We start from the raw sequence: 26,131 nt of genomic DNA, 5'->3' as shown, positions 1-26,131 counted from the left end.
CAGAGAAAATAGATGGAAGGAAGCAGGTATGTTCGTATACCTGCTTCCTTTTTTATGAATCAAAGCGAGGGAGGAAGGAGATTCATGAGTCAGAAGGATAAGAAAGGGGAGGAAAAAAGAAGTCATGGATTTTGAGTTTATACGGGCCAATGCGCCGCTTTATGTGGAAGCGGCAGGTATCACGCTTCGCATATCCTTACTGGGGATAGTGCTTTCGGCGGCAATCGGGCTTTTATGCAGCCTTATCAAGGTTTTTAAAGTACCGGTCCTCCGGCAGGTGGTAAGCGGCTACATAGAGCTATCAAGAAATACACCGTTACTGATACAGTTGTTTTTTTTATACTTTGGACTCCCAAAACTTGGGATTGTTTTAAGCAGTGAAGGCTGTGCCGTTACCGGGCTGGCCTTTCTGGGAGGAAGTTATATGGCAGAGGCATTCCGTACCGGGATTGACCAGGTCCCGGCCATTCAGTCGGAATCAGGGCTGAGCCTTGGATTAACCAAAGGGCAGGTATTCAAATACATTATACTGCCTCAGGCAATTGCCACCTCTGTCCCGGTATTTTGTGCCAATATTATTTTCCTTATTAAGGAAACTTCCGTGTTCAGTGCCGTAGCTCTTGCGGATTTAATGTTTGTGGCAAAGGATCTGATCGGCATCTATTATAAGACCGATGAAGCCCTTTTTATGCTGGTAACGGCATATTTAATCATATTGCTGCCAATATCCTTACTTTGTTCTTATATAGAAAGGAGGGTGCGTTATGCAGAATTTGGGAATTCAAGTGCTGTTCCAGGGAAATAACTTTCTTCGGCTCTTGGGAGGATTGTGGGTATCTCTTCGGATCGCAGTATTTGCCATGGCATTGTCCATCCTCTTGGGATTGCTCCTTGGTGTGGTAATGACCAGTCCGAAAAAGCCGGTACGCTTTGTCTGCCGGATCTATCTGGAGATTGTCCGCATCATGCCCCAGCTGGTGCTCTTGTTTTTAGTATATTTCGGAGCGGCAAAGCATTTAAACGTCAATCTTTCCGGTTCAGCGGCGGCTGTGATCGTATTTACCTTCTGGGGAGCGGCGGAGATGGGGGATCTGGTGCGGAGTGCCATCCAGTCCATTCCGGTCCACCAGTATCAAAGCGGGTTTGGATTAGGAATGACAAAGCTTCAGGTTTACCGTTACATCATCATTCCCCAAACCGTGAGAAGACTTCTTCCGTCGGTCATGAACCTTTTGACAAGAATGATCAAGACCACCTCTCTGGTGGTGCTGATTGGGGTCATTGAGGTAGTGAAGGTTGGAAAGCAGATCATTGACGCATCCAGGTATACGGTTCCTGATGCAGCCCTTTGGGTATACGGGGTTATTTTCATTTTGTATTTTGCCATCTGTTTTCCATTTTCCAGAGCAGCGGCTCTGCTAGATAAAAAAATAAAGGATTGAGAAAAATGAAGCAGGAAGTAATTTTAAAAACAGAACATTTGAAAAAGTCCTATGAAAACGGGAACCTGGTTTTAAAGGATATCAGCTTTTCACTGGAAAAGGGAGAAGTAGTGGTGATTGTAGGGCCTTCCGGCTGCGGAAAGAGTACCTTTTTGCGATGTCTCAACATGCTGGAACCAATTGATTCCGGAACGATCCGGTTTAAAGATCAGGTCATAGAACGGGACAGAAAAGATGCGTACGAAATCAGACAGAAGATCGGTATGGTTTTCCAGAGCTACGATCTGTTTCCCCATATGACTATTTTAGGCAATATCCTTCTGGCCCCTTGTAAGGTCCAGAAACGGGAGAAACAGGAAGTCACAAAAGAGGCCGAACAGCTGTTGGAAAGAGTGGGGCTTTTGGATAAAAAGGATGCCTATCCAAGGCAGCTGTCCGGGGGACAGAAGCAAAGGGTGGCAATTGTAAGAGCGCTTATCATGCATCCGGAGATCCTTCTCTTAGATGAGATCACAGCAGCTCTGGACCCGGAGATGGTAAGAGAGGTTTTACAGGTGGTGCTGGAACTGGCAAAGGATGGAATGACCATGGTCATTGTCACCCATGAGATGGAGTTTGCCAAAGCCGTGTCAGACCGTGTTCTGTTTATGGATCAGGGACTGGTGGTGGAGGAGAGCCGGCCGGAGGAGTTTTTTACCTCTCCAAAGACAGACCGGGCAAAGCAGTTTTTAAATACGTTTCATTATGAAGCGATCTAAATAAAAGGAGGAGATTTTTATGAAAAAGAAATTATTAGGTGCATTATTGGGAATTACCATGGCAGCGGGGCTGATTTCCGGCTGCAGCGCTCCGGCAAAGGAAAATGCAGGAGCAACCGAAGGCGCTTCTGCAAAAGCAAGAACCCTTTCCGAAATTAAGGAATCAGGAACCATCAAAATCGGTGTGTTCAGCGACAAGAATCCATTTGGTTATGTGGATTCCAACGGGAATATCCAGGGGTATGATGTCTATTTTGCAAAACGCTTGGCAAAAGACTTATTGGGAAGCGAAGATAAGGCGGAATTTGTTTATGTAGAGGCAGCCAGCCGTGTAGAATATTTAAAATCCGCAAAAGTAGATGTGATCCTTGCCAACTTTACCGTTACCGATGATAGAAAGGAGCAGGTGGATTTTACACTTCCCTATATGAAGGTAGCACTTGGGGTAGTTTCTCCGGAAGATAAGTTAATCAAGGATGTTGCTGAATTAAAGGATAAGACTTTAATCGTTGTAAAGGGAACCACTGCAGAAACCTATTTCTCTGAAAACCATCCGGAAATTAAGCTGTTAAAGTTTGATGAGTATCAGGAAGCCTATGATGCACTGGCAGACGGCAGAGGAGATGCGTTCTCAACAGACAACACCGAAGTGCTTGCATGGGCGCTTCAGAACAAAGGCTTTCAGGTAGGCATCGAATCCATTGGGAATACAGATACCATTGCAGCAGCGGTTCAGAAGGGAAATACAGAACTTTTGGAGTGGATCAACGACGAGATCAAGACCCTTGGAGAAGAACAGTTCTTCCATAAAGATTTTGAAGAGACCCTAAAACCGGTATACGGCGATGAGATCCATCCGGAAAACCTGGTAGTGGAAGGCGGCCAGGTATAAAAAGTTAAAATACTGGTAATTGAGAAAAAATAACTGGCAGGACGTATTGACGTCCTGCTTTTTTTGATTCATAATAACACTGTTATATAACGGTGTTATAAAAAGGAGAAAAAGAGGTTATGAGCGCTCAGATAAAAAGTACACGCCAGGCAATTTTACAGGCAGGGATGCAGGAGTTTATGAAATATGGCTATGAAAAAGCTTCTTTAAGAAGGATTGCAAAGGAGGCTATGGTGACCACAGGAGCCATCTATGGATACTTTCCCAGCAAAGAAGCGTTGTTTGATGCACTGACCGGAGAGGCGGCAGACGGACTTTTAGACATGTATAAGCGGGTCCATGTGGAATTTGCCAGCCTGTCTCCGGAGAAACAGGCAGCGGCTCTGGAAGAAATTACGGACAATTCGGTGCCGGATATGGTGAATTATGTGTATGACCGGCTTGAACTATTTCAGCTGCTGTTTTTAAAAAGCAATGCCGGAACCTGTGACAGCTATTTGGACCAGCTGGCGGAGATCGAAGAAAAATCAAGCTGGGATTTTATCAATGCCATGAAGGAAATCGGGCATGAGGTAAAGGATATTGACAATACGCTGATTCATATCATATCCCGTTCCTTTTTCCGTCAGCTGCTGGAGTTTGTGGCGCATGACATTCCAAGGGAAAAGGCCCTTTCCTATTCCCTGGTTCTTGGAAGGTTCCAGCATGCGGGCTGGAAGAAGATTATGGGGCTTTAATGCTCCATATTATTAAGGTTTGCGATTAGTTTAAACTAACTAAAAAGCAGACGCATCGTTATAAAGGAGGATAAAAGGTGAACGATAAAACAAAAATAATGACAAAGCTGCCGGACACAGATAAAGTCACGCTGATGACCTTTGCAGGAAACTTCCGGTATGCAACATGGCTGGGCTGTGTTCTGTCGGGAATCAGTACGGTGATCGGTCTGCTGCCCTACGTATATATGTGGCTGGCGGTAAAGACAGCGATAACACAGTGGCCTGACGTCTACACAACGGGGAAGCTGGTCAGGTATGGCTGGCTGGCAGTAGGGACCTCTCTGCTTTCCATGCTGATTTATTTAGTGGCCTTGCTGTGCACCCACTTATCTGCATTCCGCACAGCCAGAAATATGAAAACCGTTGCCCTGCACCATCTGGCAAAACTTCCGGTGGGGTATATCAGGAGTCTGGGAAGCGGAAAGATCCGGCGGATCATTGATGACGGAACCGGTCAGACGGAAGCCTATCTGGCCCATCAGCTGCCGGATTATGCAGGTGCAATTGTCACACCGGCTGCGGTTTTGTTTCTCCTTTTTTTCTTTGACTGGAGATTCGGATTGATCAGTCTATTGCCAATGGCGGTGGGAGTGTATTTCCTGTCCCGAATGATGGGTCCGGGCATGGCAGAATCCATGAAGCAGTATCAAAATGCGCTGGAAGATATGAACAACGAAGCCGTGGAGTATGTAAGAGGCATCCCCGTGGTAAAGACTTTCCAGCAAAGCATTTTTTCCTTTAAAAATTTCCATGAATCCATTTTGCGGTACCGGGACTGGGCGGTGAAATATACGTTATCTTTAAGAATTCCCATGTGTGCCTATACCGTGAGCATTAACGGTATATTTGCCTTTCTGCTGCCGGCCGGCCTTCTTCTTGCCGGAGAAGCAGCGGCCGGAGCTTCCGGTCTGAATGTGGTGCTGGATCTGATTTTTTATATTTTGTTTACTCCGGTTTGTGTGACAATGATGGATAAAATCATGTTCACCAGTGAACATACACTGCAGGCAAAGGAAGCGCTGGCAAGGATCATGGGAATCGTGAACCAGCAGCCGTTCAAAGAGCCGGCTAAGCCAAAGCATCCAAAGGATGCCTCAATCGAATTTAAAGACGTAACCTTCTCTTATGAGGATCATACGATCCCTGCGGTGAACCATGTCTCCTTCCGTATGCCGGAAGGAGCGGTCTATGCGCTGGTAGGGCCCTCCGGCGGCGGAAAGACAACAACCGCCAGTCTGATTTCCCGGTTTTATGATGTGGACCAGGGAAGCATTCTGGTAGGGGGTGTGGATGTGAGAGAAATTGGAACCGAGGAACTGATGCGCAGGGTCAGTTTTGTTTTTCAGGACAGCCATCTGTTCAAAGCCAGCCTTTTGGATAACATCCGGGCAGCCAGGCCGGAGGCTTCTTCAGAGGAGGTGGAACGGGCGGTGAAGGCAGCCTGCTGTGAGGATATTATTCAAAAATTTCCGGAAGGGCTTCATACGGTAGTGGGCACAAAAGGCGTTTATCTGTCCGGAGGGGAATGTCAGAGAATTGCTCTTGCAAGAGCCATTTTAAAAGATGCCCCTATTGTGGTACTTGATGAAGCCACCGCATTTGCAGACCCGGATAATGAATACCAGATCCAAAAGGCATTTGAGACGCTGGTAAAGGGAAAAACCGTTCTCATGATCGCCCACCGCCTATCCACGGTATGCAAGGCGGATCAAATCCTTGTAATGAGCCAGGGACAGGTAGCGGAAGCCGGAACCCATGACGAGTTACTGGAAATGCAGGGCCTGTATGCAAAAATGTGGAAAGATTATCAGACATCGGTTTCCTGGAAGGTTGGTGAAAAATCATGAGTAAATATTTACAGAAGCTGTTTGCATTGAGTCAACAGGGCGGCAAAGATCTGTGGAAGGCAGTCCTTGCCTGTACCCTTACAAATGTAGGTCTAATACTTCCCATGGCACTTTTGGTGCTACTTCTGGAACAGCTGCTTGCTCCTGTTCTTGGAAGGAGGGGGCCGGAAATGGGGATTGCAGGATATGTAGGTTTTAGCATCGTCTTTCTGCTCCTGATTTTTCTCCTTATGTATCACCAATACAATGCCACCTTCCTGGCCTCCTATAAGGAAAGCGCCAATATGCGCATCAATCTGGCGGAAAAGCTTCGCAAGATTCCTCTTTCCTTTTTCGGAAAACGGGACTTAACCGATTTGACCACTACCATCATGGGGGACTGTGCCTGGATGGAGACTGCCCTTTCCCATTTTATTCCTGAGCTGCTAGGAGCGGTGCTATCTACGTCTCTCATAGGTATCGGACTTTTTTTGATGGACTGGAAAATGGCAGTATCCGCGCTTTGGGTGGTTCCGGCGGCCTTTTTACTTTCTGCGGGGACCAGACCGTGGATTGATAAGATGGAACGGAAACAAAGAGGGAAAATCCTGGAGGCTTCCGGGGGCATCCAGGAATGCATTGAGAATATTCAAGACATCAAGGCTAATAACCAGACAGAGGAATACCTCTATGGACTGAGCGGGAAGCTGGTGGGAGTAGAAGCCATTACAGTAAAATTGGAAGTTTTGAACGGAATGCTGGTCACTGCGTCCCAGATGGTGTTAAAGGTAGGAATGGCAACTACGGTTCTATGCGGTGCGGTTCTGTTATCCCGGCAGCAGATAGACTTTATGGTATTTTTGATCTTTATGATTGCAGCGACTCGAATCTATCACCCCCTTATCGGAAGTCTCAACAATCTGTCCGCCGTATTTTCCACCATGCTCCGTGTGGAACGGCTGCGTTCCATTGAAGAACAGCCGGTGCAGACAGGAACGGAAGAAGCAGCTTACCAGGGCTATGACATCGTTTTCGATCATGTAGGCTTTGCTTATAATCCGGATGAGCCGGTTTTACGAGACGTATCCTTTCAGGCCAGACAGGGGCAGGTTACGGCACTGGTAGGGCCTTCCGGAGGAGGGAAAAGTACGGCAGCAAGGCTTGCGGCACGTTTCTGGGATATAAATAAGGGAAGGATCACCATCGGCGGCGTGGATGTAAGCACCGTTGACCCGGAAAGCCTGCTCAAAAACTTTTCCGTTGTATTCCAGGATGTGGTGCTTTTTAATAACACAATTATGGAAAACATCCGTCTCGGCAGAAAGAACGCCACGGACCAGGAAGTGATGGCAGCGGCAGAAGCGGCCCAGTGTACGGAATTCATCAACCGCCTGCCAAAAGGCTACCAAACCGTGATCGGGGAAAATGGTTCCGTTCTTTCCGGGGGAGAAAGGCAGCGGCTGTCCATTGCCAGAGCACTTTTAAAGGATGCACCCATCATTCTTCTTGATGAGGCCACCGCTTCCCTGGACGTGGAAAATGAATCCATGGTACAGGGGGCCATTTCCAATCTGGTACGCAATAAGACCGTACTGATCATTGCCCACCGGATGAGGACCGTCGCAAAAGCGGACCGGATCGTCGTATTAAAGGATGGAATCGTGGCAGAACAGGGAAGCCCGGAGGAACTTTTTGAACGCGGAGGAATCTACCGCCATATGACCCTGCTCCAGAATGAGAGTCAGAACTGGACCTTGTAAATCAGGACCCAGTGTATCTGAAAACCGCAGAAAAAAATCACAGTGTATTCCGGTTTTTGGATTTGGCACATATTGTAAAAGCGAGAATTTTATGGTATGATAACACTGAATTTGTGCTGGAAAAGCTCACAGGCCGCATGGTCCGTGGGCTTTTTTTGGAAGCCCTGCCTGAGCATGGGTCCAGTCAGGGAGTAAGCTCACAGATAGGAGAAATCGTAATATGAATAAGAAAGAAGCCAATGAATTAAAGAAACTTTTCACTCCCGCCAATTGTGCCATCAGCAGAATCTGCGGCTGTTATGTGGATGCGGAAAAGAACAAAAGGACGGAATTAAAGGAAGCGTTTTTGTCCCTTCCGGAAGAGGAGGCGTTTAAATATTTCACCATTTTTAAAAGTGCGTTATCCGGCTCTATCGGGAAAAATATGGTGAATATGGAATTCCCTCTGAATGCGGAAGAAGAAGGGGGGACCCAGAATTTCTTATTAAAGCTTAGGGACAGCCAGTTAAAGGATGACGCTCTTTTGGAGGAGTTTTATGACAAGGTGATTGCAAGCTATGATTACGGAGAGAATTATTACATCATCCTCATCCATTGTGCGTATGATATCCCTGCAAAATCCTCGGATGGTTTAGAGATGTTTGATGCGTCTGATTTTGTTTACGAATTCATTCAATGTACCATCTGTCCGGTGAAGCTGTCAAAGGCAGGACTTTGCTATAATTCAGAATCGAATACCATCGAAAACAGAAGCAGGGACTGGCTTGTGGAAGCTCCCGATACCGGTTTTATTTTCCCTTCCTTTACCGATCGGAATACGGACATCCACGGTCTTATGTACTACATAAAAAACCCGGAGCAGATGCCGGAACGGCTGATTGATGAGCTGCTTGGCTGTGTCATTCCCATGACGGCAAAGGATCAGAAAGAGACTTTTCAGGCGATCGTAGAGGAGACTCTGGGAGAAAACTGTGACTTTGAAACGGTGAAGAACATTCATGAGAGTTTAAATGAGATATTGGAAGAAACAAAGGATGAGCCCGCCCCCTTTACCCTGGACAAATACCAAATGAAAAAACTTCTGGAGAACAACGGTGCCAGCCAGGAAAAACTGGAAGAATTTGAACAGCGTTTTGAAGAAACCCCGGATGGAAAAAGTGCGGGCTTTGTGGCTTCCAATGTGGTCAATACAAGAAGCTTTGAGATTAAGACAACCGACGTGAGCATAAAAGTTGCCCCGGACAAGACCTATCTGGTGGAGAACCGGATGATCGACGGACGTCCATGCATTGTAATCGGGATCAGTGAGCATGTGGAGATCAACGGGATCACTGTAAGGCCCATCGCAGCGGACAAGACTGCCGGGGAAACCGGTCTGGAATGACCGGCTATTTTCTCCGGACAAGACGTGCAAGTGCTTTAAAAAAGCTTTGGACGCAGTAGACGACGGTCTGGTCAAAGAGAAATGCGGCGGCCGCCGAACAAACAAGGACAAGGAAAAAGGTTAAGACCGGGTTTTGAGTGGTTCCAAACCGTTCATGGACAAAGTAAAGTACGGCCCAGTGAACCAGCAGCACCGAGTAGCTGTACCGGATAAGGAATCCCATGATTCTTCCCGGTGCAGGAAGCCGGGATTCCAAAGAGCGCAGCAGAAGGAATATGGCACCGGCCAGAAGAATCATCATGGGAGCGCCTTCTGCCAGCAGGATGGCTTTATAATCTTCCCGAAAGGCCACGCAGAGAACCGTACCAATCAAAGAAATTCCTCCAAGGCAAAAGAACAGCCGTCTTCGGGAAAAGGAAGCCGGATGAGCAAAGTAATAACCAAGTAAAAACACTCCTTCCCACGGACTGATCATAAGCTGGAAATTTACCGGAAGACCGGCCGCAGGCAGATAAACCCCAATGCACCTGAAAATCAGGATCAGAGCGGCCAGTCCGTGAAGCAGGCCATCGGGCAGATGCTTTAATAGAATAGAAAAAAACGGTGCCAGGATATAAAGTGACAAAATCACATAGATCACCCACAGGTGGGGCGCCCAGTCTATGGGACCCGCCATCATGTCCTTTCCTGCTCTTAAAATCCCATTAAAAAAACCGGAAGTAAAGTATTGGGAAGATAAAAGGATGTAAATGCCATAGTAGCAGAAAAAAGGGAGGGCTACCTGGATGAAACGCTTATAGTAAAAGCGTGCCAGACAACCCTCCCTCCGGTTTAAAATCAGCGCTCCGCTGTTCATAATAAACAGGGTGTTGCAGACGAATAAAACGGCGATCAGGGATTGTATGGCGATTCGGGGAAAGAGGGTTTTTGTATGGCTGAATGCCGAAGAATCCAGACAGTGAACCAGTATGACAAAAAGAGTGGCAATCAGACGGATATAATCCAGGTAAAGGATTCGTTTTCCACGCTCTGTGTTCCCTGACAGGAGATTTTTAAAATGCTCTCTGTCTTTTCTCCCCGCAGTTATATGGAGACAGAGGGATATGATGATAAAAGCCAGAAACATCAGCTGTAGTTTTCCCATGTTCTTTTGTTCCTTTCCGTTTGGTTCCAATCCGTGTTTCCTATTATAGCACAAAATGGAAATGGAAACAAACCAAATGAGGAGAGACCAAAACGCTTTGCGTATCTTTTTGTGCTATGCTATACTTGAGAAAAAAACGGAGAGGAAATAACAGTGGCAGACAGAACATTTGGCTGGGTACAGGAGGCCTATATCCTGGGAAATTTAAAGAATGTGGTATCCGTCTTTGTACCCGGCTCCCCCATCAACCGGCTCCTTCGGACGGATAAAATCCCCAGGCTGATATCAGAAAAAGACGGAAGAGATATTTTTATCAAAGAGTTGGAGGAAGAGACCATCCGCATTCCGTATCTCCATCTGAAAGGAAAAGGAACGCCTGTTGGCTTTACCAGAAGCAATGCACCCTGCTCCGGCATTATACAGGCAGTGCTTCCGGGCCAGCGAAAGGAATACCAGAGTGACTGGCCTGCGGATTCCTTTCTCCGCTGGGCGGTCAGCGTGGGGTTTCTTGATTACAGCAGAGCAGAAGATGTCTGTTCTTTATCAGAACTTGGACGCCGGTATGCGGAGGCAGAAGAAGGAAGTGAAGAGGAGGCAGAGGTGCTCAAGACGGCGTTTTTGTCTTATCCTCCGGTTTGCCGGGTTTTATCCCTGCTGGCAGAGGAAGAACATTTGACGAAGTTTGAGATCGGAGCAAGGCTTGGATTCATCGGTGAGGCCGGATTTACCTCTATCCCCCAATACATGATTTTAGAAGGGCTTTTGGAGGCAAAGACAAAGGAAGAGAGGACCAAGCTGCTGCAGGATACGGAGGGAACCAGTGACAAGTACGTCCGCACCATCTGCAGCTGGCTGATCCAGATGGGCTTTATCCGGAAAGTGCCAAAGGAAGTGGCCGCCCCCACAGGAAGCCGGGGAGCGTCTGCTGTCATTCCCCAGTCTTATATGCTAACGTTAAAGGGAAGGACCGTCTTAAAACACATTGCCGGAGTATCCAGATTTGCCAGGATTCCAAAGAGGGTGATGTGGGACATGCTGGCTACCAAGGCGGCAGACCGGGAATATTTAAGAAACCGAAGGACTTATATCATTAAATATTTAGAGGGAAATTACCGTTCCCCTTTGCAGATACAGGAATACTTAAGCACCAAAGGGATTGAAGAAGAAACCGAAACCATCCTCGATGACCTCAAAAGCTTTGCCAATATTGGACTTCAGGTAAAAAAAACAGGGGATACCTACCGGATCATGGATGAGATAAGGGGACTGGAGCTGCCGGAGGAGGGCCGGTACGGGATACCGGTAAAATCAGAAGTATCTGTGTATAAGGATTATTTGAGAACCCACATGACCCATGTAGACCATAAATATCTGATCCTTGTGGACCTGGGCTTTGACGGCAGTTCCGACCGGGATTATGAGATAAAAACCGCGGAGCTTCTGACCTCGGAGCTTGAGTTTCAGGGAGCCAGGCTTGGGGATACCAGAAAGCCTGATGTGTGCGTTTTTTATGGTAATCACGGGCTGATCATAGACAATAAAGCCTATGGAAAAGGGTATTCTCTTCCCATCAAACAGGCAGACGAGATGTGCCGTTACATCGAAGAGAATAAAGAACGAAGGGACATGCTCAATCCCAACCGCTGGTGGAACATCTTTGAAGAATCCGTGACCAGTTTTCACTTTGCATTTGTTTCCGGTTCCTTTACGGGAGGATTTAAAGACCGGTTAAATCTTATCTCTGTCCGGTCGGGAATCCATGGAGCCGCCATCAATTCGGTAACTCTTCTTATGCTGGCAGAAGAGTTAAAGTCCAAAAGACTTGGTTACGAGGAGTGTTTCAGGCTTTTTGACAGCAACGATGAGATTTCCTATCCATTTACCCTTTCTTGAGGGGAATTTTGCCGGATATTGTGTATTAATTTAGAAACATGGCGAAATCGCTTGCATTCTTCCGATTACAACATTATATTTTAAAATGTTTATAAAAATTTTATAATATACAAAGGATTAGGAAAAATGAAAGATATGGTACCTCAGTTTTATTTATCAATGAAGCATTACACCAAGGAGCAGTTTGTTAAGGATTTCATATCCGGTATCATTGTAGCAATCATTGCCCTTCCTCTTTCCATCGCCCTTGCTCTGGCTTCCGGTGTGACTCCGGAACAAGGACTTTACACAGCCATTGTGGCTGGTTTTGTGATATCCCTTCTGGGCGGAAGTAAAGTGCAGATCGCAGGCCCTACCGCGGCATTTGCCTCCATCGTGGCAGGCATTGTCATAAAAAATGGCATGGATGGCCTGGCCCTGGCTACGATCATGGCAGGAATCATTCTGGTGCTTATGGGATTGCTGCGTCTGGGAAGTCTCATTCGTTTTATTCCTTACACCATAACCACCGGTTTCACCACTGGGATTGCGGTCACCATTTTCATCGGACAGATCAAGGATTTTCTCGGATTGACCTTTCAGGAGTCGCCCATAGAGACCATGGAAAAATTAAAACAGATCGTTCTCTGTTTTCACACCTTAAATCCCATGACCCTGGCGGTGGGGCTTGTGGCTCTTTCCATCTTGATTATATGGCCGAAATTCTTTAAGAAAATCCCGCCGTCGTTGATTGCTGTCATCGTAACGGCGCTGGCTGTGAAGCTGTTTGATCTTCCGGTCAATACCATTGGGGATCTGTATACCATTTCCCCTGACTTACCGGCCTTTCACCTGCCTGATTTTTCCTTTGCCATGGTGCAGAAGGTCCTTCCCGATGCCATCACCATTGCAGTGCTGGCAGCAGTGGAATCCCTGCTTTCCTGTGTGGTGGCAGACGGAATGGCAGGCGGAAAGCATAATTCCAACATGGAGCTGGTCGCTCAGGGAGTGGGCAATACCTGTTCCGCCCTGTTTGGAGGAATCCCGGCGACCGGTGCCATTGCCCGTACCGCAGCCAATATTAAAAATGGCGGACGGACGCCGGTTTCCGGTATGGTCCATGCCGGGCTGCTGCTGTTGATCCTGATTTTCCTTATGCCCTATGCGGCACTGATCCCAATGCCTGCGATTGCAGCGATCCTCTTTATGGTGGCTTATAATATGAGCGAATGGAGAGAGTTTGTCTCCATCGTGAAAACAGCACCGAAGAGTGACTGGTCCGTACTTCTTGTCACCTTTGGCTTGACCGTTGTATTTGATCTGGTTGTGGCCATCGGAGTAGGCCTGGTATTTGCCTCTCTGCTGTTCATGAAACGGATGGCCGATGTGGCCGAGATCAGCGGCTGGAAGTATTTAGAGGACCAGCAGGAAGAACCGGAGAAGGAATCCATTGATTTAAAACCGGTTCCCAAGCATGTATCGGTGTTTGAAGTCAACGGTCCCATGTTCTTTGGTGCCGCAGATAAAATATCAAAAGTGGTATTGGAGGAAGGCAAGAGAGTGCTGATTCTTCGGATGCGCAGCGTTCCCGCAATGGATGCCACGGCATTAAAGAGCTTGCAGAAGCTTCACCAGAACTTAAAAAAGAAAAATGTCATCCTGGTTTTATCCCATGTCAATCAGCAGCCCATGTCCATCATGGAAAAGGCCGGCTTTACAGAGATGATCGGCAGAGAGAACATTGCCGGCTGTATTGACGAAGCACTGCTTCGTGCGTCAGGGCTTTGATTAAGCAGCCTGACCAGTGATTGATGTGCCCCTGTATAGGACAATGAAATAGCAAAGTCCTGTATGGGGGATTTTTTTATTTCTGTCACAGATTCCTTTTCCCCCATTCTCCGTTCCCTTTATCTTGATACAATATCCCGCTTTTTGTTATAAAGTAAAGATTAAACAGAATATGGGACAAGTTGTAAAAAATTATCAAAAAAATTAAAAATAATATTGACAACTAAAATAGATGATACTATAATACTATACATACAAACATATAAAAATAATAGGATTTAAGAAAGGATGCAATACATATGAAAAGCACAGCGTTTTTGACCAGAGATATGGAATTTTCAAATACGGATAAGATGAACTGTTGTTGTAAAACTGTGTATATGTGTATGAATACAGCTTATTTTTGTATGTATTAGTCTACCTGAATCCGTGACATAAGGAGTTTGGCAGGTACTAGTATGGTACCTGCTTTTTAATGACATAAAATGAAATGACGAAACTCTATCAATTAGAGAAAAAGTTATTGAAACGGACAGGAACATGCACGAAATACAGATCCATATGCATGGTATAAGGGAACCACCTAAGAATGAAAGACGGCAGCTTTCGCAAATGACCGGCTTGAGAATGAATCTTAAAGTGAGAGAAGGTGATTCATATATCTTATTCAAATGCTTCCCAACCTGAAAAGGAATACATCAGGCTCGTGAACGAAATGGCGAGAGATGTGAAGTATGGTTCCATTACCATTACCATTCAGGATGGAAAAATAGTGCAGATCGAAAAAATAGAAAAAATCAGATTAAAGGACTGACTGGACAACCGGAGGTTCTGATAAGCCATAAGAGCATATCAGGCAAGGGTTGTCTTTTTTATGGTCTAAAATGAAAGAAAGCGAGAGCAAAATGGCAAATACATATCAAAATCTTCAAAAATCCCATCCCTGCTTTGGGGGAAATCGAAACAACACAGGAAGAATCCACCTTCCGGTCAGTCCAGGCTGCAACATTTCCTGCAAGTTCTGTGACAGAAAGATCAATGATGATGAAGAACGGCCCGGAGTCACCTCCAAGGTGCTTACTCCCAAGGAGGCACTTCAGGTTTTAGAAAAAGCATTAAAGCTTTGCCCGGAAATCACAGTCGCCGGAATCGCAGGACCGGGGGATACGCTGGCTACGGATTACGCTCTTGATACCTTCCGGCTCATAAAGGAACATTACCCCCAGTTGATCAAATGTATGAGCACCAACGGACTTCTTCTCAATGAACGGGCGGAGGAGATCATAGAGGTAGGCGTGGAATCCGTAACAGTCACCGTCAATGCAGTTGACCCTGAGATAGAAGCAAGACTGAACCGCTTTACGGTTTATCACGGAAAGGTTTACATCGGCATCGAAGGAGCCGCGCTTTTAATTGAAAACCAGCTAAAAGGAATCAGAAAGCTTGCAGATGCCGGCATTACAGTAAAGGTGAATACTGTTCTGGTTCCAAACATCAACGGGGACCATATTGAAACAATTGCAAAAACTGTAAAGGAGGCAGGTGCCAGCATTTATAACATCATACCGCTGATTCCCCAGTCCGACCTTTCCGGTGAGCCTGCCCCGGTGTGTGCTGAAATTGATGAAGCCAGAACTGCGGCAGGAAAGCACATTGATGTTTTTAGACATTGCCAGCATTGCCGCGCAGATGCAGTTGGGTTACTGGGGGGAAAGGATTACGGAGATATGATCTATGAGAGACGGGTGGCAGGCAGTGATACCTTCTCTCACGGATAAGGAAAAGGCAGGAGATTATGAAGTATAAAATCGGAATTGCATCATCAGACGGAAAAGTGGTGAATCTGCATTTTGGCAGAGCGGATGTCTTCTATATTGTGGAGGCGGACAGCGGGAATATGACGTTCCGGTACGGCGAAAGCCGGCAGACGGTTCCTGTGTGCCAGGGGCAGCAGCATGATGATCATAAGCTTTATGAGCTGGCGGATCGTTTAAAGGACTGCGATTATGTTCTGGTCAGCCACATCGGGGAAGGCGCAAGGGCTGCCCTGGCAAAAAACGGTACCCTGGTGTTTGAATTGCCGGGATTCATTGAGGATTCCGTAAAAAGACTTCTTTCATATGTGGAAGTAGAGAATTGTATGAAATTAACAAATCCCTTATGAAAGAGGAAAATTTGACGCACCTGGTTGGCAGCAGCAACGAGGAAGCCTGACATTAATAGAAGATTTATACGACAATTTATAGGGAAAAGAAAGAGAGGTTATAACAATGGGAGAGATCAGACAGATTGCCATATATGGGAAAGGAGGAATCGGAAAATCCACCACGACTCAAAACCTGACGGCAGGGTTGGTGGAAAAAGGAAAAAAGGTTATGGTTGTGGGATGTGATCCAAAAGCGGATTCAACCAGGCTGCTTTTGGGAGGCTTGGCACAGAAAACCGTACTTGACACTTTACGGGAAGAAGGCGATGGTGTGGAACTTGACCGTATCTTAAAAGAAGGCTACGGAGGAACCCGTTGTGTGGAATCCGGCGGTCCGGAACCAGGAGTAGGCTGTGCCGGACGGGGAATTATTACCTCCATCGGACTTCTTGAAAATCTGGGCGCCTATACAGAGGATCTGGATTATGTGTTCTATGATGTACTTGGTGATGTTGTCTGCGGTGGATTCGCTATGCCAATAAGGGAAGGAAAAGCAAAAGAAATCTATATTGTAGCCAGCGGAGAGATGATGGCGCTGTATGCGGCAAATAATATCGCAAAAGGTGTCAAACGATATGCAAAATCAGGCGGAGTAAGACTGGGCGGAATCATCTGCAACAGCAGGAATGTGGACCGGGAACTGGATCTGCTCCGTGCCTTTTCAAAAGAACTGGGGACCAAACTCCTTTATTTTGTACCCAGGGATAATATTGTACAGCATGCGGAGATCAACCGCAAAACAGTGATTCAATATAAACCTGATTCCAGTCAGGCCACAGAGTACCGAAATCTTGCTCAGGCAGTGATTGACAATAAGGATTTTACCATCCCCACACCCATGGACTCGGAAAGGCTGGAAGAGATTCTTCTGGAGTTTGGGCTAATGGATTTCAATGACGACTATAAAATCTAACCAACCGGACACCGGTTTAAGGAGGAATGCAAATGGCTGAAATACATCAATCAATTACGGAACTGATCGGTAAGACACCCCTGCTTGCGCTTAATAACTATGGAAAAAAGCATGGTCTGGAAGCGAGAATCATTGCAAAGCTTGAATATTTTAATCCAAATCAAAGTGTAAAAGACCGGATTGCATATGCAATGATCGAAGATGCGGAAAAAAGGGGATTGTTAAAGCCGGGGTTTACCATTGTGGAAACCACCAGCGGAAATACGGGAATTGGTCTTGCAGCAATTGCCGCGGCAAAGGGATATGCCTTTCGGGTATATGTTCAGGATAATGTCAGTGAAGAACGCTTTAAGAATATCCGGGCTTTTGGAGGAGAGACCATCCGGCTTTCCCAGGTGCCGGAGGTGAAGCAGGTGCTTGATGAAACGGGAGGAGATTTTGTGGCTGCCATAAAAGCTCTGGAGAAACATGTACTATCAAAGGAAGAAAATATCTTTTTTGTGAATCAGATTGAAAACCCGTCAAATCCCGCCATCCATGAGCGTACCACCGGACCGGAAATCTGGGAAGCTACGGATGGGACAGTGGATATCCTTGTTGCCTGCGTGGGAACAGGAGGAACGGTATCGGGTGCAGGGAAATATTTAAAGAGTAAAAATAAAAAAATTAAGATTGTTGCCATTCAGCCAGGACCTGGGTCCCTGCCCAATGAGACGGACCCGCTTCCGCCGGATATCACCGGTGTTCATCCCTTTGAAGGAGTACCCGTTGAGAGGATTCCCCTCACTATGGATTTAAGCATTTATGATGAAAAGATTGAGGTAGAAACCAATCAGGCCTATGAGGCGGCAAGAGAAGCTGCAAAAACAGAGGGTATTCTTGTAGGAACTTCTTCCGGAGCCGCCATTTATGCGGCAGGCCAGATTGCAAAGAGACCGGAGAACAAAGGAAAGAACATTGTGGTAGTGCTGGCTGATACAGGTCTTCGCTATCTGTCAACAAAACTGTTTGAAGAAGCTTAAAAAAGATTTGGAGGTTAAAAATGGGGATTAATTTATCAAGTTCTAATCTGGCAACCAGAGAGAACCGCCTGGGTTCCATAACCGGGTATGTGGGAGATTTGCACGATCTTGCAAGCCAGAGTAAGTGCGGAACCTTAAAGGGCTGCGGGCGCTGCTTCTCCCAGTCCAGTACCTGCCTTTCCGGCTGTGCTTTAAGCCAGCTTGGAGGCATACGGGATGTGGCAGTCATCCATCACGGGCCGTCAGGATGTTCGGCAACTGCCAGCTCTCAGTACATCGTTACCAACCAGGTCGCTGCCAAACGAGGCGTGGTGAACAAATCCGTCTATATCGGTACGGACATGAATGAGAACGATACCATCTTTGGTTCCACGGAAGCACTGGCCGATATTATTTTGGAAGTGAACAGACGGTATCAGCCAAAGGCCATCTTTGTCAGCAGTTCCTGTGCCACTGGAATCATCGGTGAGGATATTGACAGTGTGGTGGATGAGGTGAAAGACCAGATCGGCGTACCTGTTATTCCGGTTCACTGCGAAGGGTTTAAATCCCGGATATGGGCCACTGGCTTTGATATTTCCGACCACGCTGTGCTCAGCGGAATTGTAAAGCCGCCAAAGCAAAAGAGAAATACCATCAATTTCAAGAATTTTTATGAAAGCGCCAGAAGTGAAATCATAGAAATCTTTAAAAACTTTGACTTAGATCCTGTTTTTCTCTATGCAAACGCCACCATAGAGGAACTGGAACATTTATCAGAATCCGTTGCCACCACCTGTATCTGCGGAACCCTGGGAAATTATCTTGGCAATGGTCTGGAAGAAACCTATGGAGTGCCTTATATCCGTACCATAAACCCCCTTGGAATCACCGGTTTTGAGACCTGGCTTCGGGAAATTGGAAGAGTGGCAGGAAAATCCCCTCAGGTGGAACGCTATATCGAGGAACAGAGAAAGATTTACCTGCCGCAGATTGAAGAAGTAAAGAAGGAATTAAAAGGACTAAAGGCGGTTCTTGGCATGGGACCTGGCTACACCTTTGAGGTGACCAGAGTCTTAGACGAACTGGGCATTGAAGTGGTATGGGCTCTTGCCTGGCATTATGATAAGAAATACGAAAACGGTGATGTTCCCCCTGCCATGAGCTATCTCCTTGAAAATGACATCAACTTTGAAGCCAGCGTGGCGGACCAGCAGAATTTTGAGGTAATGAACATCTTGAATAAATATCGTCCGGACTTATATCTTTCCAGACATCCCGGTTCTACGGTATGGGCCATTAAGCAGGGGACACCTGCTGTCTATGTAGCGGATGAATATATGATATTCGGCTATAAGCATACCCTTGAATTCGCTCATACGGTCCTTGATACGGTACGCAACCGGAGCTTTGAACAGAATCTGGCAAAACGAGTGAAGCTACCCTATACCGACTGGTGGTATAAGCAGGAGGTAGGAAGTTTCTTAGAGGAGGCAATCAGCTAATGGCAAAAATATTAGATAAACAAAGGTACAAATGTGCAATGAGTGCCATGCAGACCGTTCAGGCCATTGACCGTGCCATACCAGTGCTTCATTCCGGTCCGGGATGCGCCCAGAAGCTTTCCAATTCCTCCGGGAGTTCCGGCTATTTTTCCCCCAATATTTACCCGTGTACCAGCATCAACGAAAGGGACGTGGTATTTGGCGGGGTGAAAAAGCTGGAATCCACGATCAAACATTCCCTGGATGTGATTGATGCGGACTTATATGTGGTTTTGACCGGATGCATTCCTGAAATCGTGGGAGATAATACAGAAGAGGTGGTAGATGGTTTTAAGGATGCGGGAAAGCCGGTAATCTATGCCTCCACCGCAGGATTTAAGGGAAATAACTACAAAGGCCACGAGCAGGTGGTGGATGCCATCATTGATCAGCTGCTGGAAAAATCAGATATACGTGTGAAAAATCTGGTGAACATCTGGGCAGATGTACCTTATCAGGATGAGTTCTGGCATGGGAACTTCAGGGAGCTTGAAAAGCTGATTGAAAAGCTGGGACTGATTCCAAACATTATTTTCGGATACAACCGGGGGATTGCCAATGTAAAAAAGATTCCGGCTGCTGAATTTAATCTTTTAATATCTCCCTGGGTAGGACTGGGCAATATGAAAAAAATGGAACAGAAGCTGAAAATTCCTTACCTTCATTATCCCACACTGCCCATCGGTGCCTATGAAACCAGCAAATTTCTCCGCACCGTGGGAGAGTATGCAGGAGTGCCAAAGGAAACGGTGGAAAAGATCATCACAGAGGAAGAGGCTTATTACTACTATTACATCGAGCGCTATGCGGACCTATTTTTGGAAACACGGGTCATGTCAAAACAGTTTACCGTAGTATCCGATGCTCATTATGCTCTTGGAATCACCAAATTCCTGGTCAATGATCTGGGGCTTTTTCCGGCAAAGCAGTTTATTGTGGATGACACTCCGAGAGAACATCGGGAAGCCATCCGTTCCTATTTTAAAGATTTAAATTTTGGGATTGAGGCAGATGTCAGTTTTGAAACCGATGGATACAAAATACATAATGAGATCAAAGCCCATGACTATCATGGATACCCGCTGATCCTTGGCGGGTATTGGGAAAAGGAAGTGGCAAAACAGACGGACGGCCATTTTTTAAATGTTTCCTGGCCGGTCAATGAGCGTTTAATTATGAATAGTTACTATGCAGGCTATGACGGAGGGTTAAAGCTGATCGAAGATATCTACTCCGTTGCAAAAACAAGATTCAATTAATAAATCTGTTTCATGGAGGGAGTACCATGTCATATAAAATAGCCGTTGTATCCTCGGACCAGAGAAAGATTGATTTAAATTTTGGAGCGGCATCGGAATTTTTGATCTATGAGGTCAGGGAAAATGGAGAGTTTGGACTGATAGAAAGAAGGAAGGTCCCGGAAACACTGCAGGGAGAAGAACTTTCCTCCTCCTGCGGAAAAAAAGAGGAATGTAAAGGTGGCGGCTGCCATGACAGCGGCCCTCAAAACCCCAAAGTGGATTTAATATCTGACTGCAGATGCCTGCTTTGCAAAAAAACCGGAAGTCCTGTACAAAAGCAGCTGGACCGGAAAGCAATCAGCTCTTTTGATGTGGATGGGGAGATTGAGGAAGCAATACATAAAATCGTGTTATATTTTTACCGGGTGGATCATCATCATTCACTTAGGGGAATTGCCAATGGATCGGTGATATAAAGCAGGAGGAACGAAAAATATGAAAAAAAGGGTCAGACGATTGATTTTAGCAGCAATTTTAACAGCACTTGGCGGAACCGTTTTAACCGGATGCGGAAAAAAGGAGACCGCGGCGGGGAGCGGAGCAGCAAAGGTGGTAGTTGGAACCGGAAATGCTTATGAGCCATATTGCTATCTGGATGACAAGGGAAATCTTGCCGGTTATGAATATGAAGTATTAAAGGCAGTGGATGAATTGCTTCCGGAATATGAATTTGAATTTAAGACCTCTGATTTTGCCAATGTACTCATTTCTCTTGATGCAGGAAAGATTGATATTGGAGCACATCAATATGAATGGAACAAGGAAAGGGATGAAAAATATCTCTTTGGAAAGGAACCCTATACAACCTATGTCACCTATCTTACGGTTGCAGCAGACCGAAATGATATAAATTCTCTTGACGATCTGAAGGGAAAAAAGGTAAAAAGCTCCTCAGGATCCAATTCCGCTTATATTCTGGAAAGCTATAATAAGGAGCATGGGGATAATCCCATTAAAATTGAATATGTGAATAATTCCACCGATGAAGAAACCGTTACCGGCCTTTTAAACGGCGTGTGGGATGCCACCATTATGACCTCCCGCGATGTAGAAAAGCTGAATAAGAGTTACGGAAACGGAAAAGAAGCCATCAAAATAGCCGGCGATCCGGTACAGACCTCCTCCACCTACTTTGTATTTGCAAAAAATAACACCAAATTGCAGGAGGCTGTGGATGGTGCCTTAAAACAGCTGAAAGAAAATGGAAAGCTTGCACAGATCTCAGTAGATGTCATCGGCGGTGATTATACAGAAAGTGAGTAATTCCTATGGAGAAGCTGTTTGTATGGGATCGGTTTTTTGAAAGCATTCCAAAAATTCTTCCGTATTTATCCGTGACTTTTTCGATTGTGATCTATGCAACGGTTTTTGGAGTGCTTCTCGGGATTTTAATCGTATTGGTTCAGATAAAGAAACTGCCGGTGTTGTATCCTCTTGTGAAAGTCTATGTCTCCTTCATGAGAGGAACTCCCATGCTGGTTCAGCTGATGCTTGTTTATTACGGCATACCGGCTCTTTTGGATCCGGCTTTGGGAACGAATATAAACAGGGAATGGAGCGCTGTAAATTTTGCATATGTGACCTTTTTGCTCAACCAGGGGGCTTTTCTCTCCGCCATCTTTTACAGTGCCATCACCTCCGTTCCCTATGGCCAGACGGAAGCCGGTTTAAGCGTCGGGCTGACAGAATTCCAGACATTTCGAAGAATCATTCTGCCCCAGATGGTCAAGACCGCCATACCGCCCTTTGGCTCCGATCTGGTTGGCTTATTCCAGAATTCCTCTCTTGTTTTCCTCATCGGAGTAACTGATATCATGGGAAGAGCAAAAACCATCGGAACCGCCACAAAGCACGTTCTGGAAGCCTATGTGTTTGTGGTCATCATCTATATTATCATCAGTCTGGCAGTCCGGCTTTTGTTCTATCAGTTAAATGTCAAAATGAATTATGGAAAAGAGGAAATGGGATGAATTTCAACGTAGCTCATTTTAATGAAAGTCTTATCTATGGACTGAAATATCTGCCCAATACGCTGAGACTGGTTTTTATTCCGTTAGTCATCGGGCTGCTTCTGGGAACCGTGATTGCGCTGGTGCGTGTGTATAAAGTGCCTGTAATCTGTAAGGTTTTTGCAGTATTTGTTACGGTTTATCAGGGAGTCCCCATTGTGGTGGCCCTAATGATATACAACCTGGTCTTTATGCTCAAATTCAACAATCTGGCAAGCCTGCTGCATATTAAGAAAAGCGTCTCAGATGTGGATAATATCTGGGTCGGCATCTTTGCGTTGAGCCTGATGGCAGTCTGTTCCATATCAGAAGCCGTCCGGGGTGCCTTGCTATCCATTGATAATGGTCAGAATGAGGCAGGATATTCGGTAGGACTGACAAAGCTCCAGACCATTGAAAGAATCATGATTCCTCAGATGGTTCCGGTAGCCATTCCCATGCTGATCAACAACGTGGTAGGTCTGATCAAAGGTTCTTCCGTGGTTATGGCCATCGGCATTGTGGAAATTGTAGCAGGCGCCACCATTCCCAGCTCCAGAACCTATTCCTTTTTTGAGGGGTATGTGGCGGCGGCCATCATATACTGGGGATTTACCATGGGGATCGAATACCTGGCTCAGAAATTAAGACAGTATACCGGAAAATTCAGGAGGAATCTGTATGATTGAAGTGAAAAATATCAAAAAGGATTTTGGCAGACATCAGGTCTTAAAAGATGTTTCGGTCAAAGTGGAGGACGGTCAGGTTGTGGTCATCCTGGGACCCAGCGGTTCCGGGAAAACCACCCTGCTCCGCTGCATCAATTTTCTTGAAAATGCGGACAGCGGCAGGCTTACCATTGGAGAATCCCAGGTAGATCTAAAGAAGGCCTCCAAAAAAGAAATTTTGGATATCAGAAGAAAAACCGCATTTGTATTTCAAAATTATAATCTCTTTGCCAATAAAACTGCCATAGAAAATGTGATGGAGGGACTGATAACGGCAAGACGAGTGCCAAAGGCAGAAGCAAGGAAGCGGGCGGAAGAAGCGCTCAACTGGGTGGGATTATCGGACCGGTACGATTATTATCCCTGTCAGCTATCCGGCGGACAGCAGCAGAGGGTGGGGATCGCCAGAGCCTTTGTTTTAAATCCCGAAGTCATATTATTTGATGAACCCACCTCGGCACTGGATCCCGAACTGGTCGGAGAGACCCTTGAGATCATAAAAAAAGTGGCTGAAACAGGGATTACCATGATCGTAGTGACCCATGAGATGTCCTTTGCCCAGGATGTGGCGGATAAAGTTATTTTCATGGATGGCGGGGTTGTAGTAGAGGAGGGAAAACCGGAAGATATTTTTTCCAATCCAAAGGAAGAGCGTACCAGACAGTTCTTATCCAGAATCATAGCTCTGGAGCCCAGTTATTCCATATAAGTCATCGTATGGTAAAAAAATGACCATCTTTCTCCAGGAAAGGTGGTCGTTTTTTATGATCCGCAGAATCCGGTCTGCGGTTATTGCTCCGATACAAGCTGATCCAGGGATTTGAACTGGTATCCCATCTCTTCCCATTTTGTCAGCAGTTCATCAAGGATCTGGGCATTGGTACTGGAAGTACTGTGCAGCAGCACAATCGCGCCAGGGTGGATTCTTCCCAGCAGTTTTTTAAAGGCTTCCTCCTTTGAAGGCTGCTTATCCTGATACCAGTCTACATAAGCGAGACTCCAGAAAAAAGTTTTGTAGCCCATGTCTTTTGCCATCTGAAGATTGGTCTCACTGTATTTTCCCTGGGGCGGACGGTAATATTTTTTCATGGGCTGCCCCGTGGTTTTTTCGTATAAACTTTCCAGGTCCTTCAGCTCTTTTTCAAAGGATTCCTTTGTAGCCATCTTAGACATATCCGGATGATGGAAGGTATGGTTTCCAACGGTATGGCCTTCCTCAAGCATCCGTTTTACAAGATCCGGGGCTGTTTCTATGTAATTGCCTACCACGAAAAAGGTAGCCGGTGCCTTATGTTTCTTTAAAGCATCCAAAATGGCAGGTGTGTTGCCGTTTTCATATCCTGCATCAAAGGTGAGATAGAGAACTTTATCCTGGGTCTTCTGGGCGTAATAGGAGTCAAACTGCTTTAAATAATCCATGGTCGCATTGGCCACCGGAGGCTGGCCCTCCTGCTGGAAACTTAATCCCCAGTTTCCGTCAGCTGCTACGGTGACCGCCTTTTGATGTTCTGCAAACATGGCGCCCATTCGACCTGCCAGGAAAGCACAGAGAAAGAGCAGGAATATTTTGGCGGATCGTTTCCCGGTCTCAGGAGAAACGGTGATTTTCCGGAACCGTTCTGCTATCTTTAGATTTCCCAAAAACTTCATATTGCGTAAGCTCCGTTGTGTACGTTTGCTTCAATATATGAAGGCTGGGCCTGTCCCTATTCAAAGAGATTCCAGTAACGGCTAGATTTCGCTGATAATCGTACCCGCTTTTTCTTCCAGACTGGCTTTTGCCTTTTCCATGGAGGTAATAATTGCTTTTCTGTTTCTGCCGTGTTTGATAAAATCCACAGAGGCTTCGATCTTAGGAAGCATGGAAGAGGATTCAAACTGGCCTTCCTCAATGTAGGAGCCGGCCTCTTTAAGATTCATATGGGCAATGGGCTTTTCATCCGGTTTGCCGTAATTCAGTTCCACGTTATCCACGCTGGTGAGAATCATAAGCACATCCGCATCAATTTCTTTCGCCAGCAGACCCGCAGCCCGGTCCTTTTCAATAACCGCACTGGCACCTTTTAAAACATATCCCTGCTCGATAACCGGAATTCCCCCGCCTCCGCAGGCGATTACGATCTGGTCCCCGTCTAAAATTGATTTAATGATATCAATTTCCACTATGGACACAGGCTTTGGAGAAGCCACGACTCTGCGAAAGCCCTTACCGGGAACCTCTTCCACAAAATTTCCTTTTTCTTCCTCCTCCTTTGCCTCCTCCGCAGACATGAAACGGCCGATGGGTTTCATGGGAGTGTAGAAAGCCTCGTCGTAAGGATTTACCATCATCTGGGTCAGAATGGTAGCAACGGATTTATAAATGCCCCGCTTCAAAAGTTCCGCCCGGATTCCATTTTGCAGATCATATCCGATGTAGCCCTGACTCATGGCAGAACATACGGACATAGGAGCCGAAGTATAGCCGTCATGCTGTTTTCCAAATTCATTCATAGCTGTATGGATCATGCCAACCTGGGGAGCGTTGCTGTGTGTGACTGCCACCTGCCAGCCGGCTTCAATAAAATCTGCAATCACTCTGGCAGTTTTGCTGACAGCCTCTTTTTGTTCCGGAAGGTTCGTTCCTAAAGCGTTATGTCCCAAAGCCATAACAATACGTTTTTTTGCCATTTCAGTTCCCTCTCAGTTCCATGTTTTTTCAAAAAAGATAAGAACATTATATTATCAGGCAGAAAAAAAAGCAACAGGTTTTCCTGATTCATGGGTTGTGCAGAAAATAGCAGGGTATCTTTTCCAAAGAATTTA

The 26,131-nt window shown here is 46.1% G+C and carries 25 protein-coding genes; 22 read left to right on the top strand and 3 right to left on the bottom strand.

Annotated elements, in window-relative coordinates:
- The first annotated feature begins 124 nt into the window (after window positions 1-124).
- From VIG27_RS10905 to VIG27_RS10870, 8 genes are all read left to right on the top strand, one after another.
- The gene (locus VIG27_RS10905) at window positions 125-805 is read left to right on the top strand and encodes an amino acid ABC transporter permease (RefSeq protein ID WP_394522541.1); all 681 of its coding nucleotides are present in this window, start codon (window positions 125-127) and stop codon (window positions 803-805) included.
- Window positions 765-1,442, top strand: coding sequence for an amino acid ABC transporter permease (locus VIG27_RS10900; protein WP_394522540.1), 678 nt, complete (start codon window positions 765-767; stop codon window positions 1,440-1,442). The genes VIG27_RS10905 and VIG27_RS10900 overlap by 41 nt, the downstream gene beginning before the upstream one ends.
- A gap of 5 nt (window positions 1,443-1,447) precedes the next feature.
- Complete coding sequence (locus tag VIG27_RS10895; RefSeq protein WP_394522539.1) at window positions 1,448-2,200, top strand: amino acid ABC transporter ATP-binding protein; 753 nt, start codon at window positions 1,448-1,450, stop codon at window positions 2,198-2,200.
- 19 nt (window positions 2,201-2,219) lie between these two features.
- A complete protein-coding gene (locus VIG27_RS10890) occupies window positions 2,220-3,092 on the top strand; it encodes a cysteine ABC transporter substrate-binding protein (RefSeq protein WP_394522537.1) in 873 nt (290 codons plus the stop codon).
- A 119-nt stretch (window positions 3,093-3,211) separates the two neighbouring features.
- Window positions 3,212-3,829 (top strand): TetR/AcrR family transcriptional regulator, encoded by a 618-nt coding sequence (locus VIG27_RS10885; protein WP_394522536.1) that lies wholly within the window; start codon window positions 3,212-3,214, stop codon window positions 3,827-3,829.
- Window positions 3,830-3,927: 98 nt separating this feature from the next.
- The gene (locus VIG27_RS10880) at window positions 3,928-5,718 is read left to right on the top strand and encodes an ABC transporter ATP-binding protein (RefSeq protein WP_394527527.1); all 1,791 of its coding nucleotides are present in this window, start codon (window positions 3,928-3,930) and stop codon (window positions 5,716-5,718) included.
- Window positions 5,715-7,457, top strand: a complete 1,743-nt coding sequence (locus VIG27_RS10875) for an ABC transporter ATP-binding protein (RefSeq protein ID WP_394522535.1) — start codon at window positions 5,715-5,717, stop codon at window positions 7,455-7,457. The genes VIG27_RS10880 and VIG27_RS10875 overlap by 4 nt, the downstream gene beginning before the upstream one ends.
- A gap of 220 nt (window positions 7,458-7,677) precedes the next feature.
- Complete coding sequence (locus VIG27_RS10870; RefSeq protein ID WP_394522534.1) at window positions 7,678-8,841, top strand: DUF4317 domain-containing protein; 1,164 nt, start codon at window positions 7,678-7,680, stop codon at window positions 8,839-8,841.
- A gap of 4 nt (window positions 8,842-8,845) precedes the next feature.
- On the opposite strand, the gene VIG27_RS10865 is transcribed toward VIG27_RS10870, so the two are convergent.
- Window positions 8,846-10,015, bottom strand: coding sequence for an acyltransferase (locus VIG27_RS10865; RefSeq protein ID WP_394522533.1), 1,170 nt, complete (start codon window positions 10,013-10,015; stop codon window positions 8,846-8,848).
- 123 nt (window positions 10,016-10,138) lie between these two features.
- Here VIG27_RS10865 and VIG27_RS10860 point away from each other — a divergent pair, with 123 nt between their 5' ends.
- The 14 genes from VIG27_RS10860 (at window position 10,139) to VIG27_RS10795 (ending at window position 24,035) form a co-directional block, all read left to right on the top strand.
- Window positions 10,139-11,878 (top strand): restriction endonuclease FokI C-terminal domain-containing protein, encoded by a 1,740-nt coding sequence (locus VIG27_RS10860; protein WP_394522532.1) that lies wholly within the window; start codon window positions 10,139-10,141, stop codon window positions 11,876-11,878.
- Between the two features lie 126 nt (window positions 11,879-12,004).
- A complete protein-coding gene (locus VIG27_RS10855) occupies window positions 12,005-13,645 on the top strand; it encodes a SulP family inorganic anion transporter (protein ID WP_394522531.1) in 1,641 nt (546 codons plus the stop codon).
- A gap of 715 nt (window positions 13,646-14,360) precedes the next feature.
- Window positions 14,361-14,459 carry a DUF2292 domain-containing protein gene (locus tag VIG27_RS10850; RefSeq protein ID WP_394527524.1) on the top strand — a complete coding sequence of 33 codons (99 nt, stop codon included), beginning with the start codon at window positions 14,361-14,363 and terminating at the stop codon, window positions 14,457-14,459.
- Window positions 14,460-14,550: 91 nt separating this feature from the next.
- Entirely contained in the window at window positions 14,551-15,423 is an 873-nt protein-coding gene (locus VIG27_RS10845; protein ID WP_394522530.1) for a radical SAM protein, read from the top strand.
- 17 nt (window positions 15,424-15,440) lie between these two features.
- The gene (locus VIG27_RS10840; protein ID WP_394522529.1) at window positions 15,441-15,809 is read left to right on the top strand and encodes a NifB/NifX family molybdenum-iron cluster-binding protein; all 369 of its coding nucleotides are present in this window, start codon (window positions 15,441-15,443) and stop codon (window positions 15,807-15,809) included.
- 106 nt (window positions 15,810-15,915) lie between these two features.
- Window positions 15,916-16,764: a nitrogenase iron protein gene (gene nifH / locus VIG27_RS10835; protein ID WP_394522528.1), complete on the top strand. Its 849-nt coding sequence runs from the start codon at window positions 15,916-15,918 to the stop codon at window positions 16,762-16,764.
- A 32-nt stretch (window positions 16,765-16,796) separates the two neighbouring features.
- Window positions 16,797-17,786 carry a PLP-dependent cysteine synthase family protein gene (locus VIG27_RS10830; RefSeq protein ID WP_394522527.1) on the top strand — a complete coding sequence of 330 codons (990 nt, stop codon included), beginning with the start codon at window positions 16,797-16,799 and terminating at the stop codon, window positions 17,784-17,786.
- Window positions 17,787-17,806: 20 nt separating this feature from the next.
- Window positions 17,807-19,270 (top strand): nitrogenase component 1, encoded by a 1,464-nt coding sequence (locus VIG27_RS10825; protein WP_394522526.1) that lies wholly within the window; start codon window positions 17,807-17,809, stop codon window positions 19,268-19,270.
- Window positions 19,270-20,568: a nitrogenase component 1 gene (locus VIG27_RS10820; RefSeq protein WP_394522525.1), complete on the top strand. Its 1,299-nt coding sequence runs from the start codon at window positions 19,270-19,272 to the stop codon at window positions 20,566-20,568. Before VIG27_RS10825 ends, VIG27_RS10820 begins: the two co-directional genes overlap by 1 nt.
- Window positions 20,569-20,594: 26 nt before the next feature.
- Window positions 20,595-21,026 (top strand): NifB/NifX family molybdenum-iron cluster-binding protein, encoded by a 432-nt coding sequence (locus tag VIG27_RS10815; RefSeq protein ID WP_394522524.1) that lies wholly within the window; start codon window positions 20,595-20,597, stop codon window positions 21,024-21,026.
- A gap of 19 nt (window positions 21,027-21,045) precedes the next feature.
- Entirely contained in the window at window positions 21,046-21,873 is an 828-nt protein-coding gene (locus VIG27_RS10810) for a transporter substrate-binding domain-containing protein (RefSeq protein WP_394522523.1), read from the top strand.
- 5 nt (window positions 21,874-21,878) lie between these two features.
- The gene (locus VIG27_RS10805) at window positions 21,879-22,580 is read left to right on the top strand and encodes an amino acid ABC transporter permease (protein ID WP_394522522.1); all 702 of its coding nucleotides are present in this window, start codon (window positions 21,879-21,881) and stop codon (window positions 22,578-22,580) included.
- The gene (locus VIG27_RS10800; protein WP_394522521.1) at window positions 22,577-23,287 is read left to right on the top strand and encodes an amino acid ABC transporter permease; all 711 of its coding nucleotides are present in this window, start codon (window positions 22,577-22,579) and stop codon (window positions 23,285-23,287) included. The genes VIG27_RS10805 and VIG27_RS10800 overlap by 4 nt, the downstream gene beginning before the upstream one ends.
- Window positions 23,280-24,035 (top strand): amino acid ABC transporter ATP-binding protein, encoded by a 756-nt coding sequence (locus VIG27_RS10795; protein WP_394522520.1) that lies wholly within the window; start codon window positions 23,280-23,282, stop codon window positions 24,033-24,035. The genes VIG27_RS10800 and VIG27_RS10795 overlap by 8 nt, the downstream gene beginning before the upstream one ends.
- Window positions 24,036-24,115: 80 nt before the next feature.
- Here the strand turns inward: VIG27_RS10795 and pdaA are convergent, their stop codons facing one another.
- Window positions 24,116-24,976, bottom strand: a complete 861-nt coding sequence (gene pdaA, locus VIG27_RS10790; protein WP_394522519.1) for a delta-lactam-biosynthetic de-N-acetylase — start codon at window positions 24,974-24,976, stop codon at window positions 24,116-24,118.
- An 81-nt stretch (window positions 24,977-25,057) separates the two neighbouring features.
- On the bottom strand, window positions 25,058-25,996 hold the full coding sequence (arcC, locus tag VIG27_RS10785) for a carbamate kinase (RefSeq protein ID WP_394522518.1): 939 nt from the start codon (window positions 25,994-25,996) through the stop codon (window positions 25,058-25,060).
- Between the last annotated feature and the right edge of the window lie 135 nt (window positions 25,997-26,131).

Origin of the sequence: Lacrimispora sinapis (assembly GCF_043633585.1) — a bacterium.
In the GTDB taxonomy this organism is placed as follows: Bacteria; Bacillota; Clostridia; order Lachnospirales; family Lachnospiraceae; genus Lacrimispora; species Lacrimispora sinapis.
Note: the sequence above shows the minus strand (reverse complement) of the source record. Positions and strands in the feature narration are given on the sequence as shown.

What these genes read in the sequence shown, in the direction of transcription:
- VIG27_RS10870 (WP_394522534.1), top strand. Translation starts at nt 7,678, where the DNA reads ATGAATAAGAAAGAAGCCAATGAATTAAAGAAACTTTTCACTCCCGCC.
- VIG27_RS10855 (WP_394522531.1), top strand. Translation starts at nt 12,005, where the DNA reads ATGAAAGATATGGTACCTCAGTTTTATTTATCAATGAAGCATTACACC.
- VIG27_RS10825 (WP_394522526.1), top strand. Translation starts at nt 17,807, where the DNA reads ATGGGGATTAATTTATCAAGTTCTAATCTGGCAACCAGAGAGAACCGC.
- nifH (WP_394522528.1), top strand. Translation starts at nt 15,916, where the DNA reads ATGGGAGAGATCAGACAGATTGCCATATATGGGAAAGGAGGAATCGGA.
- VIG27_RS10875 (WP_394522535.1), top strand. Translation starts at nt 5,715, where the DNA reads ATGAGTAAATATTTACAGAAGCTGTTTGCATTGAGTCAACAGGGCGGC.
- VIG27_RS10810 (WP_394522523.1), top strand. Translation starts at nt 21,046, where the DNA reads ATGAAAAAAAGGGTCAGACGATTGATTTTAGCAGCAATTTTAACAGCA.
- VIG27_RS10895 (WP_394522539.1), top strand. Translation starts at nt 1,448, where the DNA reads ATGAAGCAGGAAGTAATTTTAAAAACAGAACATTTGAAAAAGTCCTAT.
- VIG27_RS10800 (WP_394522521.1), top strand. Translation starts at nt 22,577, where the DNA reads ATGAATTTCAACGTAGCTCATTTTAATGAAAGTCTTATCTATGGACTG.
- pdaA (WP_394522519.1), bottom strand. Translation starts at nt 24,976, where the DNA reads ATGAAGTTTTTGGGAAATCTAAAGATAGCAGAACGGTTCCGGAAAATC.
- VIG27_RS10850 (WP_394527524.1), top strand. Translation starts at nt 14,361, where the DNA reads ATGGCGAGAGATGTGAAGTATGGTTCCATTACCATTACCATTCAGGAT.
- VIG27_RS10815 (WP_394522524.1), top strand. Translation starts at nt 20,595, where the DNA reads ATGTCATATAAAATAGCCGTTGTATCCTCGGACCAGAGAAAGATTGAT.
- VIG27_RS10820 (WP_394522525.1), top strand. Translation starts at nt 19,270, where the DNA reads ATGGCAAAAATATTAGATAAACAAAGGTACAAATGTGCAATGAGTGCC.
- VIG27_RS10890 (WP_394522537.1), top strand. Translation starts at nt 2,220, where the DNA reads ATGAAAAAGAAATTATTAGGTGCATTATTGGGAATTACCATGGCAGCG.
- arcC (WP_394522518.1), bottom strand. Translation starts at nt 25,996, where the DNA reads ATGGCAAAAAAACGTATTGTTATGGCTTTGGGACATAACGCTTTAGGA.
- VIG27_RS10905 (WP_394522541.1), top strand. Translation starts at nt 125, where the DNA reads ATGGATTTTGAGTTTATACGGGCCAATGCGCCGCTTTATGTGGAAGCG.
- VIG27_RS10880 (WP_394527527.1), top strand. Translation starts at nt 3,928, where the DNA reads ATGACAAAGCTGCCGGACACAGATAAAGTCACGCTGATGACCTTTGCA.
- VIG27_RS10885 (WP_394522536.1), top strand. Translation starts at nt 3,212, where the DNA reads ATGAGCGCTCAGATAAAAAGTACACGCCAGGCAATTTTACAGGCAGGG.
- VIG27_RS10845 (WP_394522530.1), top strand. Translation starts at nt 14,551, where the DNA reads ATGGCAAATACATATCAAAATCTTCAAAAATCCCATCCCTGCTTTGGG.
- VIG27_RS10840 (WP_394522529.1), top strand. Translation starts at nt 15,441, where the DNA reads ATGAAGTATAAAATCGGAATTGCATCATCAGACGGAAAAGTGGTGAAT.
- VIG27_RS10805 (WP_394522522.1), top strand. Translation starts at nt 21,879, where the DNA reads ATGGAGAAGCTGTTTGTATGGGATCGGTTTTTTGAAAGCATTCCAAAA.
- VIG27_RS10830 (WP_394522527.1), top strand. Translation starts at nt 16,797, where the DNA reads ATGGCTGAAATACATCAATCAATTACGGAACTGATCGGTAAGACACCC.
- VIG27_RS10795 (WP_394522520.1), top strand. Translation starts at nt 23,280, where the DNA reads ATGATTGAAGTGAAAAATATCAAAAAGGATTTTGGCAGACATCAGGTC.
- VIG27_RS10900 (WP_394522540.1), top strand. Translation starts at nt 765, where the DNA reads ATGCAGAATTTGGGAATTCAAGTGCTGTTCCAGGGAAATAACTTTCTT.